Origin of the sequence: Aliivibrio fischeri, assembly GCF_009727955.1 — a bacterium.
GTDB classification, from domain to species: Bacteria; Pseudomonadota; Gammaproteobacteria; order Enterobacterales; family Vibrionaceae; genus Aliivibrio; species Aliivibrio fischeri_A.
This window is the reverse complement of sequence record NZ_WOBR01000004.1, coordinates 1325097-1339453: the sequence shown is the minus strand read 5'-3', so window position 1 is coordinate 1339453 and position 14357 is coordinate 1325097. Positions and strand designations below refer to the sequence as shown.

Below are 14357 nucleotides of genomic sequence, written 5' to 3'. Positions count from 1 at the left end.
TGGAAACAGAAGAATTCAAATAAAGAAAGGAATTATATGATTCAGCATCAAATCGAACAAAAATTACGCGAAGCGTTAGCACCTTCTTATATTAAAGTTCTAAATGAAAGCTATATGCATAATGTACCTGAAGGTTCAGAGAGCCATTTTAAGGTAATTGTAGTGACTGATGAATTCGAAGGTAAACGTTTAATTACTCGTCACCGAACTATTAATAGCATCTTAGCTGAAGAATTGTCTGACCATATTCATGCTTTAGCTATTCATACGTATACAGAAGCAGAATGGCAAGCTCTAGATACAGAGCAAGTTCCTCTTAGTCCCAACTGTATGGGCGGTGGAAAAGGTTAAAAATGAAACGCTAATGTTTATTTTTTAACATAAAATAAATATAAAGTGAGGCTGTTTGTTAAAAAATGACCAATATTTAATGTCATTGCTACTTATGGGGTATTTTTTGATTTTGAACAAGAATTGTGCAGTAGGTCTAAAATGCTCAACCTATTTCAATGATTTCTGACAATGAATAGTAAAAAATAGCAGGAATCGAGTCATTGAACGTGGCATCTACACCATAAAAAATGATAGAATCCTCCGCCTTAAAACAGCTTTTTTCGTATTTATGTAAAAAGCATATTACTAGGATGTTAATAGTGTTGCGCGATTTGTGTCGTCAATACTGGACACATGCAGTGTCGTGTCTTATATAGAATCTTTTTTCCCATAAAATTAGTGCAAGTGCGTATGATTACAATAAAAAAGGGTTTGGATCTTCCTATAGCAGGTGTTCCTACTCAGGTGATTAATGATGGTAAATCCATCACTAAAGTCGCCTTGCTTGGCGAAGAGTACGTTGGTATGCGTCCTACGATGCATGTCCGCGTGGAAGATGTAGTAAAGAAAGGTCAGGTTCTTTTTGCTGATAAAAAGAATCCAGGCGTAGTATTTACTGCTCCAGTAAGTGGTAAGGTTGTTGAAATTAACCGTGGTGCGAAGCGCGTACTTCAATCTGTAGTAATTGCAGTTGAAGGCGAAGAGCAGGTTACTTTTAATAGCTATGCAGCAAATGAACTAGTGTCGCTTGATCGTGAAACGATTAAAACACAACTGGTTGATTCAGGTGCATGGACTGCATTACGTACTCGTCCGTTCAGCAAGGTTCCAGCGATTGATTCTGAAACAAAGGCTATCTTTGTTACTGCTATGGATACTAATCCACTAGCGGCTGATGCAGAAGTGATCATTAACCAACAAGAAGAAGCTTTTGTTGCAGGCTTAGACCTATTATCTGTATTAACAGGTGATAAAGTTTATGTATGTAAGAAAGGAGGTAGCTTACCTCGTTCTTCTCAAAAAAATGTTGAAGAACATGTATTTGATGGCCCTCATCCAGCAGGTTTAGCCGGTACTCACATGCATTACTTGTATCCAGTAGATACAAATCATGTAGCGTGGAGCATTGGTTACCAAGATGTGATTGCATTCGGTCAACTGTTCTTAACGGGTGAAATCTACTCTGAAAGAATCGTATCTTTAGCTGGCCCTGCAGTAAATAATCCTCGCTTAGTTCGTACTATTACTGGTGCAAGCTTAGTTGATTTAACTGACAGTGAAGTAATGCCTGGTGAAGTTCGTGTGATTTCTGGTTCTGTACTTAACGGTACACAAGCATCAGGTCCTCACGCTTACCTTGGTCGTTACCATCAGCAAGTTTCTGTTCTTCGCGAAGGTCGTGAGAAAGAATTGTTTGGTTGGGCTGTTCCTGGCAAAAACAAATTCTCAGTAACTCGTTCATTCTTGAGTCACTTATTCTCAGGTCAACTGTTTAACATGACGACAACTACTAACGGTAGTGATCGTGCAATGGTGCCAATCGGTAACTACGAACGCGTATTACCATTAGACATGGAAGCAACCATGTTATTGCGTGACCTTTGTGCTGGTGATGTTGACAGTGCACAACGCCTAGGTGCATTAGAGTTAGATGAAGAAGATCTAGGTCTATGTACATATGTGTGCCCTGGTAAATATGAGTATGGTCCAATGCTTCGTGAGATCTTGGATACCATCGAGAAGGAAGGGTAATTGATGAGCCTTTTAAATTTATTTGAAAAAGTTGAACATCATTTTGAGCCAGGCGGTAAATATGAGAAGTGGTTTGCTTTATACGAAGCAACAGCAACACTTTTCTATACTCCAGGTACAGTAACAAAAGGTGGTTCACATGTTCGTGATAGCGTTGACTTAAAACGTATCATGATCATGGTATGGTTTGCGGTATTCCCAGCAATGTTCTGGGGTATGTACAACGCAGGTAACCAAGCAATTGTTGCTCTTGAACACATGTATTCAGGCGCTGAACTTGCAGCTGTTATTTCTGGCAACTGGCACTACTGGTTGACTGAAATGCTAGGTGGCACAGTAAGTGCTGATGCAGGTTGGGGCAGTAGCATGCTACTGGGTGCAACGTACTTCTTACCAATCTACGCAACAGTGTTCCTTGTTGGTGGTTTCTGGGAAGTATTGTTCTGTATGGTGCGTAAGCATGAAGTTAACGAAGGTTTCTTTGTAACTTCTATCCTTTTCGCATTGATCGTTCCACCAACACTTCCACTATGGCAAGCAGCGTTAGGTATTACTTTCGGTGTTGTTGTAGCGAAAGAAATCTTTGGTGGTACTGGTCGTAACTTCCTAAACCCTGCGCTAGCGGGTCGTGCATTCCTATTCTTTGCATACCCAGCTCAAATTTCAGGTGATACAGTTTGGACTGCTGCTGATGGCTTCTCTGGTGCTACAGCACTTAGCCAATGGGCACAAGGCGGTCAAGGTGGTCTAGTAAATACAATTACTGGCGACACAATCACTTGGATGGACGCATTCATTGGTAATATCCCAGGTTCAATTGGTGAGGTTTCGACTCTTGCTCTGATCCTTGGTGGTCTAATGATCGTTTACATGCGTATTGCTTCATGGCGTATCATTGCTGGTGTAATGATCGGTATGGTTGCAGTGTCTACACTGTTTAACCTAATCGGTTCTGACACAAATGCAATGTTCAGCATGCCTTGGCACTGGCACCTAGTTCTTGGTGGTTTCGCGTTTGGTATGATCTTTATGGCAACAGACCCAGTATCGGCTTCATTTACTAATAAAGGTAAGTGGTGGTACGGTATTTTAATTGGTGGTATGGCTGTAATGATCCGTGTAGTTAACCCTGCATACCCTGAAGGTATGATGTTAGCTATTCTATTTGCAAACTTGTTTGCTCCATTGTTTGATAACCTTGTAGTTGAAGGTAACGTGAAACGGAGACTAAAACGCTATGGCAAGTAATAACGATAGCATTAAAAAGACTCTCGGTGTTGTTATTGGTTTGAGCCTAGTGTGTTCAATCATCGTATCAACGGCGGCAGTTGGTCTGCGTGATAAGCAAAAAGCAAACGCAGTTCTAGATAAGCAAAGCAAAATTGTTGAAGTTGCAGGTGTTACAGGTTCAGGTACTGTTCCTGAGCTATTCGCTGCAAATATCGAACCTCGTCTTGTTGATTTTGCAACAGGTGAGTTCGTTGATGGTGATGCGGCTACTTACGATCAACGTAAAGCAGCTAAAGATCCAAAACAATCAATTAAGCTAACAGCTGAGCAAGATAAAGCAAAAATCATTCGTCGTGCAAACTTGGGTGTTGTTTACCTAGTTAAAGATGGCGACAAAGTGACTAAAATTATCCTACCTGTTCACGGTACTGGGTTATGGTCAATGATGTATGCGTTTGTTGCAGTTGAGACTGATGGTAACACTATTGCGGGTATCACTTACTACGACCAAGCGGAAACTCCGGGACTTGGTGGTGAAGTTGAAAACCCAACGTGGCGTGCACAATTCGTAGGTAAGAAACTGTTTGATGAAAATCATAAACCTGCAATTAAGATTGTTAAAGGCGGTGCTCCAGCTGGTTCTGAGTACGGTGTAGATGGTCTTTCTGGTGCAACGCTAACAGGTAACGGTGTTCAACACACGTTTGACTTCTGGTTAGGTAATGACGGCTTCGGTCCATTCCTTGCTAAAGTTCGTGATGGAGGTCTGAACTAATGGCTAGCGCAAAAGATATTAAAAAGAGCATTTTAGCGCCGGTGTTGGATAACAACCCTATCGCGCTACAAGTTCTTGGTGTTTGTTCAGCTCTAGCTGTAACAACTAAGCTTGAAACGGCTTTCGTTATGACTTTAGCGGTAATGTTTGTTACTGCTTTATCTAACTTATTCGTTTCGCTAATTCGTAACCACATGCCAAACAGCGTTCGTATCATCGTTCAGATGGCGATCATCGCTTCTTTGGTTATCGTTGTTGACCAAGTATTGAAAGCATATCTATATGATATTTCTAAACAGCTTTCAGTATTCGTAAGCTTGATCATTACAAACTGTATCGTAATGGGTCGTGCGGAAGCGTTCGCAATGAAATCTGCTCCATTCCCATCATTTATTGATGGTATTGGTAACGGTCTTGGTTATGGTTTTGTACTGATGACAGTAGCATTTTTCCGTGAACTTCTTGGTTCTGGTAAGCTATTTGGTGTTGAAGTTCTTCCACTTGTTTCTAACGGTGGTTGGTACCAACCAAATGGTCTAATGCTTCTAGCACCATCAGCATTCTTCTTAATTGGTTTTATGATCTGGGCTATCCGTATCCTTAAACCAGAACAAGTAGAAGCGAAGGAGTAAGGTCGAAATGGAACATTATATTAGTTTACTTGTTAAATCGATCTTCATCGAAAACATGGCGCTTTCATTTTTCCTAGGTATGTGTACGTTCTTAGCGGTATCTAAGAAAGTAAAAACATCGTTTGGTCTTGGTGTTGCTGTAGTTGTTGTATTAACAATTGCTGTACCTGTGAACAACCTTGTTTATACGTACCTACTAAAAGAAAATGCGTTAGTTGCGGGTGTTGATTTAACATTCCTTAGCTTTATTACTTTTATCGGTGTAATTGCAGCACTAGTACAAATTCTAGAAATGATCTTAGATCGCTTCTTCCCACCTTTGTACAATGCTCTAGGTATCTTCCTTCCGTTAATCACAGTTAACTGTGCTATTTTCGGTGGTGTATCTTTCATGGTTCAACGTGACTATAACTTTGCTGAATCTGTAGTATACGGTTTCGGTTCAGGTATTGGTTGGATGTTGGCTATCGTAGCACTTGCTGGTATTCGTGAAAAAATGAAGTACTCTGATGTACCTCCTGGTCTTCGTGGCCTTGGTATTACTTTCATTACAGTAGGTTTAATGGCGTTAGGCTTTATGTCTTTCTCTGGTGTTCAACTGTAGGGTAAGCACCCAATAATAAGGAATAACAAATGCAAAGCATTATTCTTGGTGTAGCGATGTTTACCATTATTGTATTGGCTTTAGTATTAGTGATCTTATTCGCTAAATCTAAGTTAGTACCATCAGGTGACATTACTATCTCTGTAAACGGCGATGCTGATAAAGCAATCATTACACAACCAGGTGGTAAATTACTTAGTGCTCTTGGTAGCGCTGGTATTTTCGTATCATCTGCATGTGGTGGTGGTGGCTCTTGTGGTCAGTGTCGTGTGAAAGTGAAATCTGGTGGTGGTGATATTCTACCTACAGAACTTGATCACATTTCAAAAGGTGAGGCTCGTGAAGGTGAGCGCCTAGCATGTCAAGTTTCAATGAAAACTGACATGGAAATTGAACTTCCTGAAGAAATCTTTGGTGTTAAAAAGTGGGAATGTACTGTTATCTCTAATGATAACGAAGCTACTTTCATTAAAGAATTAGCACTTGCTATTCCAGAAGGTGAAGAAGTTCCATTCCGTGCTGGTGGTTATATTCAGATTGAAGCTGAACCACACCATATTAAATATTCAGATTTTGATATTCCTGAAGAATATCGTGGTGATTGGGATAAGTTTAACTTATTCCGTTACGAGTCAATCGTTAATGAGCATTCAATCCGTGCTTACTCTATGGCTTCATACCCAGAAGAGAAAGGCATTATTAAATTGAACGTTCGTATCGCGACTCCGCCGCCAAATAATCCTGATGTTCCACCTGGTGTAATGTCTTCTTATATTTGGTCACTAAAAGCTGGTGATAAATGTACTATTTCAGGTCCATTTGGTGAGTTCTTCGCTAAAGATACTGATAATGAAATGGTATTCATTGGTGGTGGTGCAGGTATGGCGCCAATGCGTTCTCATATCTTTGACCAATTATTACGTCTTAAATCTAAGCGTAAGATGTCTTACTGGTATGGTGCACGTTCTAAGCGTGAAATGTTCTATGTTGAAGATTTCGACGGCCTAGCGGCTGATAACGAAAACTTCGTATGGCACTGTGCACTTTCTGATCCAATGCCAGAAGATAACTGGGATGGTTACACAGGCTTTATCCACAATGTTCTTTATGAAAACTACTTACGTGATCATGAAGCACCTGAAGATTGTGAATACTACATGTGTGGTCCACCAATGATGAACGCTGCTGTTATCGGTATGCTAAAAGATCTTGGTGTTGAAGATGAAAACATCTTACTAGATGACTTCGGTGGTTAATCTATTGAAGTAAGAAATATTGGCTGACTCAGTATTGAGTCAGCCTTTTTTCGTATTTATGGTCCGTATTTAACCTGACAAAGTACAGGGTTATAGGTTTAGTAAACAAACTTAAATTTATATTCCTGTGTATTGTTTGTATTTAAAGGAGTTGGCAGTGTTTGTCAGTTTTACTCAGTTAATTCATAAAGCAAAACTTATTTTATTATCTTGTTTTGCCCTTATTTTACTTGCTGGTTGTGGTGATCAGCGTGAGCAAGTGTATCTGAATGGCCCTACGATGGGGACAAGCTATAATATTAAATATATAAGCAAAGATGGACTGCCTAAATCTGAAGACGTTCATGCGGAGATAGATAAGCGATTAGAGCTTGTTAATGACCAAATGTCGACTTACAGAAAAGATTCAGAGCTGAGTCGATTTAACCAAAGTAAAGAACTGACTCCATTTACCGTATCAAAAGATACAGCAACAGTTATTAAAGAAGCTATTCGATTAAATAAAGTGACTTTAGGTGCGCTTGATGTAACGGTTGGTCCTCTCGTTAATCTATGGGGATTTGGCCCAGAAGCTCGACCAGAAGTCGTTCCTACTGATGAAGAATTAAATGCACGACGTAAAATTGTGGGTATTCAGCATTTAACTGCTACAGAAACCACGGTTACAAAAGATATTCCTGAGTTATATGTTGATTTATCAACGATTGCAAAAGGTTGGGGTGTTGACGTTGTTGCGAATTATCTAGAAGATCTTGGTATCACTGATTACATGGTTGAAGTTGGTGGTGAGATGCGAGTGAAAGGCAAAAATAAAGAAAATGTTGCTTGGCGTATCGCAATTGAAAAACCATCAGTTGATGAGCGTGCAATTCAAGAGATTATTGAACCGGGTCATCATGCAGTAGCGACATCTGGTGATTACCGTATATACTTTGAAAAAGAGGGTATTCGTTATTCTCATATTATTAATCCAATTACAGGTTACCCTATTTCAAATAAGGTAGTCTCTGTAACTGTTCTTGATAAATCATCAATGACAGCTGATGGGCTTGCTACAGGCTTAATGCTTCTTGGTGAAGAGCAAGGTATAGAAGTTGCTAATAAACACAATATTCCTGTTTTCATGATTGTGAAAACAAAAGATGGCTTTAAAGAAATTGCTTCTGAAGCCTTTAAGCCTTTTTTGAAGTAAGTGAGTAGATAATGAGTACATTTCTGATTACATTTTTTGTTTTTTTAGCGGTGATAGCTGCAATGGCTATCGGATACATCATTCAGCGTAAAGTTGTGAAAGGTAGCTGTGGTGGGCTTGGTGCTGTAGGTATTGATAAAGTTTGTAATTGCCCTGAGCCATGTGATGCTCGTAAAAAACGCGAAGCAAAAGCCGCTCTTCGAGCAGAAAAGTTGGCTGCATGGGAAAAAGACCGTATTGCATAGTTAAGATTTTATTATTTTACTTTAAAACAGCACCTTTCATTGGTGCTGTTTTTATTTGAATAATGCATAGTTCAAAGCTATTATTAACTGTGTTTTTATACAGTTAATTTTTATGAGTATTGATCATCAACCGTCATCATTAAAGACTGCAAATAGAAGTCAGAAAATCATCCATATAGATATGGACTGTTTTTATGCGGCTGTAGAAATGAGAGATAATCCCAATTTACGTAATGTGCCTTTGGCTGTAGGTGGGCATGAACGTCAACGAGGGGTCTTAAGTACTTGTAATTATGAAGCGAGAAAGTTTGGTATTCGCTCAGCTATGCCAACAGGGAAAGCATTAAAATTATGCCCAAACCTCGTTGTGGTGCCTGGACGAATGCAGGTTTATAAAGAAGTATCTCACCATATTCATCGTATATTTCGACGATATACCGATAAAATTGAACCTCTCTCGTTAGATGAAGCCTATTTGGATGTAAGTGATTGCTCACTATTACATGGTTCAGCAACATTAATTGCAGAACAAATTAGAAAAGATATTTTTAATGAACTTCAACTTACCGCTTCTGCAGGAATCGCTCCGCTCAAATTTTTAGCTAAAATAGCGTCAGATCTTAATAAACCCAATGGGCAGTATGTCATTACTCCTGATTCTATGATGAATGAAATTAAAGCATTGCCTTTAGAGAAAATTCCAGGAGTAGGTAAAGTGAGTTTGGAACGTCTTCATCAATTTGGTCTGTATACTTGCGAAGATATACAAAAGAGTGATCAACGAGATTTATTACTGAAATTTGGCAAAATGGGGGCATCATTATGGAAAAGATCGCATGGTATTGATGAAAGAGAGGTTGTTACTGAAAGAAATCGAAAGTCTGTGGGAGTAGAGCGCACATTTACGCATAATATCAGTAGTTTTAATGAGTGTTGGGATGTTATCGAAAATAGGTTATTTCCTGAATTAGAAAAAAGACTATTAAAAGCGAATGGTTCAACTTTTATTGCTAAGCAGGGGATCAAAATTAAGTTTGCTGATTTTCAACAAACGACAATTGAACATGTACATCATAACTTAACGCTTCCATTTTTTAAGGAGTTGTTAGAGGAGGTATTAGAAAGGCAAAAGGGTAGAGAGATTCGTTTAATTGGATTAAGCGTTATGCTTAAAGAGAAAGAGTATTTTCAGCAATTACAACTTATTTAATGATGAAAAATATAATTACACATCTCAATATTAAGATTTAAGTATAAATTCCATGTGAATTTATTGATTTTTGCTTAAAGTTAAATCAATTGGTTCTTATTTACACTGTTTCTGTAGAGGTTAAAAAAACGACGATATATAATTCCCTTTCGAGTTTTCGAAATAATTATTATATAAAAACGGTTGTTTATGAAGTTTACTAAATGTGCATTAGCGTTAAGTTTGGCATTACCAAGTATCGCTAATTCAGCTCCACTTCTTTCTTTAGATACATTATCAAATCAAGAAAAAATTCAACAAACTAACGCATGGTTAGAGATCGATACCCAAGCTTTCCAAAATAATATTGATACTTTAAGAGCATCATTAGAACAGGGCACTAAAGTGTGCGCCATCATGAAAGCGGATGCTTATGGTAATGGTATTGAAGGTTTAATGGCCTCAGTGATTGAGCGCAATGTTGAATGTATTGGTATCACAAGTAATGAAGAAGCTCGTATTGTGCGTGCTAAAGGTTTTGTCGGCGAACTAATGCGCGTTCGTGCGGCATCACCGAATGAAATTGAATCTGGTTTACAATATAAAATTGAAGAGTTAATTGGTTCAAGTGAACAAGCTAATATTATTGCGAAACTAGCAAAACAGAACAACACGATTATTCCTGTGCATCTGGCTTTGAATGCTGGTGGTATGGGACGTAATGGTTTGGATTTATCACAACCTCAGGGTAAGAAAGAAGCATTAAATATTGCCTTTAATGGACATGTGAACATTGTTGGCATTATGACTCACTTCCCAAATGAATCTGTCGATGAAATCCGCACTAAATTAAACCTTTTTAAACAAGAGAGCCAATGGTTAATTGATGAAGCACAATTAAACCGTGATGATATTACACTGCATGTGGCAAATTCATATACCACAATCAATCTACCTGAAGCGCACTTAGATATGGTTCGTCCTGGTGGTCTTCTTTATGGTGATATGCCAAATAATCCTGAATACAAACGTATCGTTCAATTCAAAACATCTGTGGCTTCTTTAAACTATTTACCAAAAGGGAGCACCATTGGTTATAGCAGTACTTATGTGCTAGGGCGCGATTCTATTTTAGCTAATTTACCATTAGGTTATTCTGATGGTTATGTTCGCTCTATTGGTAATAATGGCTATGTACTAATTAATGGGCAAAAAGCGAATGTTGTTGGTGTAACATCAATGAATACCACAATGGTGGATGTCACTGATATTAAAAATGTGCAGCCGGGAGATGAGGTTGTATTATTTGGTAAGCAAAATGAATTCACTATTGAAGCAAAAGAAATGGAAGCATTCAGTAGTCGTAGCATGCCAGAACTTTACGTTATTTGGGGTGCAACAAACCCTAAAATCTACAAATAGATATTGATTTATATTAAGTTAACTAAGTGTGTTTAGATACTTAGTTGAATAAGTATTACATGGTAAAAAAACGGTCAGCGTATGCTGACCGTTTGTATTTAGCTAGATAGTGTTATTTTTTAGGAATATTTTCTAAAATAGCCACCATTTGTTCCCAGTATAATGCAACAGTGTCAATCTTCACTTTCTCATCTGGAGAGTGAGGGAATTTGATTGTTGGACCAAATGAGATCATATCCATTTCTGGGTAAGGTTTCTTAAATAAACCACACTCAAGGCCAGCATGAATCACCATGATATTAGGTTTATTGCCATAAATACCTTCATACACATCACGGAAAACGTGCATGATCTCTGAATCTGCATCCGGTTTCCAACCAGGGTAAGTACCAGAGAATGTGACTTGTGCTCCAGCTAACTCAGCAATAGATGAAAGCATACCTTCAACCATACTACGACCTGAATCCATTAATGAACGGATAAGACATAGAATAGTAATGCTGTTTTCGTCAGTTGTGATTACACCAACATTTAAAGATGTCTCAACCACACCTTCGATATCATCACTCATGCGAATAACGCCGTTTGGACATGCATTTAATGTTGCGATGAAGCGAGATTGAGTACCCTTTGTTAATACTTGTTCTGCAGAAACCGTTTCGTTAAAACTAATGATATCTGTTTCTACTTTTCCTAGTTCATCTTTTAATAGATTTGTATAGAAAGTGAATAACTCGGCTAACTTAGCTTCATTTTCTGCAGGAACGGCAATAGTCGCAAAAGCTTCGCGTGGAATTGCATTACGTAGACTCCCGCCACGGAATTCAACAAGGCGTAAATCAAGCTCTTTTGCATGACCAGCTAAGAAGCGGCCTAGTAGTTTGTTTGCGTTTCCACGGCCTGTATGAATGTCACAACCTGAGTGACCACCCTTTAAGCCTTTAAGTGTAATTTGTCGAGTGATGTAACCTGAAGGAAGTGCTTCACGTTCAATGTCTAATTTGATAGCACCATCGGCACCACCAGCACACCCCATGTAAACTTCACCTTCTTGCTCTGAATCGGTGTTTAATAAGATATCACCTTCTAACCATCCCGCTTCTAAGCCAAAAGCACCAGTCATACCCGCTTCTTCATCGATAGTTAGTAATACTTCTAGAGGACCGTGCTTTAGCTCTTTTGAAGCTAGAACAGCAAGACAAGATGCCATGCCCATGCCGTTATCAGCACCAAGCGTCGTTCCTTTGGCCGTTACCCATTCGCCATCAATATATGGTTGAATTGGATCTTTAGTGAAGTCGTGGTCTGTATCTTCATTTTTTTGTGGAACCATATCGATATGGGCTTGTAAAACGACACCTTTACGATCTTCCATCCCTGGTGTTGCAGGTTTTTTGATAAAAACATTACCTGTAGGATCTCGGCGTACGTCTAGACCTTCAGTGGTTGCCCATTCAATAATGTACTGAGCCAATGCTTCTTCATGTTTAGAAGGATGAGGAATAGAACAGATTTTGTCGAAAAATTGCCATAGAGGTTGAGGGGTAAGTTGACTTATTTCAGACACAAGAATCTCCTTTATGAAAGCGGTTTTTACTTATTAATGCTCTAAGTATTTGAGTCATTATTTGTTAATACAATTCAGTATACCTCTGAATTTAGATAATTACTCTGTTTGATATTCTAAATGAAAAAAACAATTTATATAGGGGGAACTGTGGTCTATAAAATGAACGAACTTCGCAAACAGTTTCGTAATAAAATTACATAATACGTATAGGTAATAATCTATTTTCTGTTTTTTATGTGAGGTTCGTCATGTTTTTGTTGTAATTTAATTTCTTGGTGGTATAGTTACTTCATCTGCTGATAAAGCAAATAGAAATGCTCATAGGATGAGTCCGATTTATCGCCTCCAAGGAACCGAGATCAATTTTAATGTTAAAAACTATCAATTGATAAGGTGATGTTATGTCTTTTTTAAGTTCTTCAAAATTCTGGAACCAACGCTCAGTATACACAAGTCAATTTGTGTACCCAATGTGCTTTGGTTACTAATAAAACTTCGGTTTTATGCGTTAAAGTAATACCCCTATAATTGGAATTCTATTCTACCCTTATGGGCAGTTAATTCTCCGCCATTCAAAATTATTTTGGATGGCGTTTTTTTTATCTAAAAAATATTATTCACTTCCATACTCTTTTTATTTTACATTCTAACTAATTGAATCATTGGATTAATTTCATGTTCGTAAGATTAGTGCATTCACTTTATTTACTGTTTGCTTATTAAAAGGGCAACTATCGCTAGAAATTAGCATAATTCCACTTTATAATTCTCAGCCAATCGATTACGCAAACGTTTAGATTGCATAAATTCACTAGGAAATTACTCTAATGCTTGAGAAATTATTTCAACTAAAAGCCAATGGTACGAATGTTCGTACTGAAGTTATTGCAGGTATAACCACATTTTTGACCATGGCTTATGTTATTTTCGTTAACCCAGCTATTTTGGCTGATGCGGGAATGGATAAAGGAGCAGTATTTGTAGCAACGTGTATTGCTGCAGCAATTGGCTGTTTCATTATGGGATTTGTCGCAAACTTCCCAATAGCTCAAGCTCCAGGTATGGGATTAAATGCTTTTTTTACTTATACCGTTGTTTTAGGTATGGGTCATACGTGGCAAGTTGCTCTTGCTGCGGTATTTATGTCTGGTGTTTTATTTATTCTTCTTAGTTTATTTAAAATTAGAGAATTAATTATTAACTCAATCCCTCTTTCTTTAAGAACGGGTATTTCTGCTGGTATTGGTTTATTTTTGGCATTTATTGCGCTAAAAAATTCAGGGATTGTTGTTGATAACCCAGCAACATTGGTTTCAATGGGTCACATTAACAGTTTTCCTGCTGTTATGGGGGCGCTAGCTTTCTTTTTAACAATCGCTTTAGTGCATCGTGGTTATAAAGCTGCTGTTATGATTGCTATTTTGGCTGTAACTGCACTTTCGCTGCTTTTTGGTGAAGTTCAATATGCTGGTGTTATGTCAATGCCACCAAGTATCGCACCTACCTTTTTACAATTAGATTTTTCTAGTGCGTTTGAACTAAGCATGTTAACTGTTGTGTTTGCTTTCTTGTTTGTTGATTTATTTGATACAGCCGGCACTTTAGTTGGTGTATCACAAAAAGCTGGGATCATGGACAAAGACGGCAATATCCCTCGATTAAATAAAGCGTTACTTGCTGATTCAACAGCGACATCTGTTGGTGCTTTATTGGGTACTTCAAATACGACATCGTATATTGAAAGTGTTGCAGGGGTAGCTGCGGGTGGTCGAACAGGTTTGACCGCTGTTGTTGTTGGTATTCTGTTCTTACTTGCATTGTTTTTTGCTCCATTAGCAGGAATGGTTCCAGCTTATGCAACCGCTGGCGCATTGTTCTATGTCGCGATTTTGATGATGTCTGGTCTTGTTAGTATTGATTGGCGAGATCTTACTGAAGCAGCCCCAGTTGTTGTGGTATGCTTATTAATGCCGTTAACCTTTTCTATTGCTGATGGTATTTCATTAGGCTTTATTTCTTACGCTGCAATTAAGTTGCTTAGTGGTAAAGGTCGTGAAGTTCACATCAGTGTTTGGGTTCTAGCTGCATTATTCACGCTGAAATTTATTTTTACGGCATAGTCGTTGATGACTGTGTCACTTAGAGGTTTTGTCAATT

13 protein-coding genes are annotated in these 14357 nt (G+C 38.3%); 12 read left to right on the top strand and 1 reads right to left on the bottom strand.

Annotated elements, in window-relative coordinates; genetic code table 11:
• The first annotated feature begins 36 nt into the window (after positions 1-36).
• The 11 genes from bolA (at position 37) to alr (ending at position 10630) form a co-directional block, all read left to right on the top strand.
• Positions 37-351, top strand: a complete 315-nt coding sequence (bolA, locus tag GNP81_RS09450) for a transcriptional regulator BolA (RefSeq protein WP_155671484.1) — start codon at positions 37-39, stop codon at positions 349-351.
• Positions 352-744: 393 nt separating this feature from the next.
• Complete coding sequence (locus tag GNP81_RS09445) at positions 745-2085, top strand: Na(+)-translocating NADH-quinone reductase subunit A (protein WP_017018585.1); 1341 nt, start codon at positions 745-747, stop codon at positions 2083-2085.
• A gap of 3 nt (positions 2086-2088) precedes the next feature.
• Positions 2089-3333 carry an NADH:ubiquinone reductase (Na(+)-transporting) subunit B gene (locus tag GNP81_RS09440; protein ID WP_005418132.1) on the top strand — a complete coding sequence of 415 codons (1245 nt, stop codon included), beginning with the start codon at positions 2089-2091 and terminating at the stop codon, positions 3331-3333.
• Positions 3323-4090 carry a Na(+)-translocating NADH-quinone reductase subunit C gene (locus GNP81_RS09435; protein WP_005418134.1) on the top strand — a complete coding sequence of 256 codons (768 nt, stop codon included), beginning with the start codon at positions 3323-3325 and terminating at the stop codon, positions 4088-4090. Before GNP81_RS09440 ends, GNP81_RS09435 begins: the two co-directional genes overlap by 11 nt.
• Positions 4090-4722, top strand: a complete 633-nt coding sequence (locus GNP81_RS09430; protein ID WP_005418135.1) for an NADH:ubiquinone reductase (Na(+)-transporting) subunit D — start codon at positions 4090-4092, stop codon at positions 4720-4722. Before GNP81_RS09435 ends, GNP81_RS09430 begins: the two co-directional genes overlap by 1 nt.
• Positions 4723-4729: 7 nt before the next feature.
• On the top strand, positions 4730-5326 hold the full coding sequence (nqrE, locus tag GNP81_RS09425) for an NADH:ubiquinone reductase (Na(+)-transporting) subunit E (protein WP_005418136.1): 597 nt from the start codon (positions 4730-4732) through the stop codon (positions 5324-5326).
• Positions 5327-5355: 29 nt separating this feature from the next.
• Complete coding sequence (nqrF, locus tag GNP81_RS09420) at positions 5356-6582, top strand: NADH:ubiquinone reductase (Na(+)-transporting) subunit F (RefSeq protein ID WP_005418137.1); 1227 nt, start codon at positions 5356-5358, stop codon at positions 6580-6582.
• A gap of 199 nt (positions 6583-6781) precedes the next feature.
• On the top strand, positions 6782-7774 hold the full coding sequence (locus GNP81_RS09415; protein ID WP_370539778.1) for an FAD:protein FMN transferase: 993 nt from the start codon (positions 6782-6784) through the stop codon (positions 7772-7774).
• A gap of 11 nt (positions 7775-7785) precedes the next feature.
• Positions 7786-8019, top strand: coding sequence for a (Na+)-NQR maturation NqrM (nqrM, locus tag GNP81_RS09410; protein WP_155671486.1), 234 nt, complete (start codon positions 7786-7788; stop codon positions 8017-8019).
• Positions 8020-8131: 112 nt separating this feature from the next.
• Complete coding sequence (gene dinB, locus GNP81_RS09405; RefSeq protein WP_155671488.1) at positions 8132-9229, top strand: DNA polymerase IV; 1098 nt, start codon at positions 8132-8134, stop codon at positions 9227-9229.
• A gap of 189 nt (positions 9230-9418) precedes the next feature.
• Positions 9419-10630, top strand: coding sequence for an alanine racemase (gene alr, locus GNP81_RS09400; RefSeq protein ID WP_155671490.1), 1212 nt, complete (start codon positions 9419-9421; stop codon positions 10628-10630).
• Positions 10631-10742: 112 nt separating this feature from the next.
• Here alr and GNP81_RS09395 read toward each other — a convergent pair whose 3' ends face one another.
• On the bottom strand, positions 10743-12197 hold the full coding sequence (locus tag GNP81_RS09395) for an aminoacyl-histidine dipeptidase (protein ID WP_336495390.1): 1455 nt from the start codon (positions 12195-12197) through the stop codon (positions 10743-10745).
• Between the two features lie 830 nt (positions 12198-13027).
• On the opposite strand from GNP81_RS09395, the gene GNP81_RS09390 reads away from it, so the two are divergent.
• Complete coding sequence (locus tag GNP81_RS09390; RefSeq protein WP_155671492.1) at positions 13028-14320, top strand: NCS2 family permease; 1293 nt, start codon at positions 13028-13030, stop codon at positions 14318-14320.
• Positions 14321-14357: the final 37 nt, after the last annotated feature.

Bases quoted from the DNA above. Each gene is read 5' to 3' on its own strand.
- nqrE (WP_005418136.1), top strand. From the start codon at position 4,730: ATGGAACATTATATTAGTTTACTTGTTAAATCGATCTTCATCGAAAAC.
- GNP81_RS09390 (WP_155671492.1), top strand. From the start codon at position 13,028: ATGCTTGAGAAATTATTTCAACTAAAAGCCAATGGTACGAATGTTCGT.
- nqrF (WP_005418137.1), top strand. From the start codon at position 5,356: ATGCAAAGCATTATTCTTGGTGTAGCGATGTTTACCATTATTGTATTG.
- GNP81_RS09445 (WP_017018585.1), top strand. From the start codon at position 745: ATGATTACAATAAAAAAGGGTTTGGATCTTCCTATAGCAGGTGTTCCT.
- nqrM (WP_155671486.1), top strand. From the start codon at position 7,786: ATGAGTACATTTCTGATTACATTTTTTGTTTTTTTAGCGGTGATAGCT.
- GNP81_RS09435 (WP_005418134.1), top strand. From the start codon at position 3,323: ATGGCAAGTAATAACGATAGCATTAAAAAGACTCTCGGTGTTGTTATT.
- GNP81_RS09430 (WP_005418135.1), top strand. From the start codon at position 4,090: ATGGCTAGCGCAAAAGATATTAAAAAGAGCATTTTAGCGCCGGTGTTG.
- GNP81_RS09440 (WP_005418132.1), top strand. From the start codon at position 2,089: ATGAGCCTTTTAAATTTATTTGAAAAAGTTGAACATCATTTTGAGCCA.
- alr (WP_155671490.1), top strand. From the start codon at position 9,419: ATGAAGTTTACTAAATGTGCATTAGCGTTAAGTTTGGCATTACCAAGT.
- bolA (WP_155671484.1), top strand. From the start codon at position 37: ATGATTCAGCATCAAATCGAACAAAAATTACGCGAAGCGTTAGCACCT.
- dinB (WP_155671488.1), top strand. From the start codon at position 8,132: ATGAGTATTGATCATCAACCGTCATCATTAAAGACTGCAAATAGAAGT.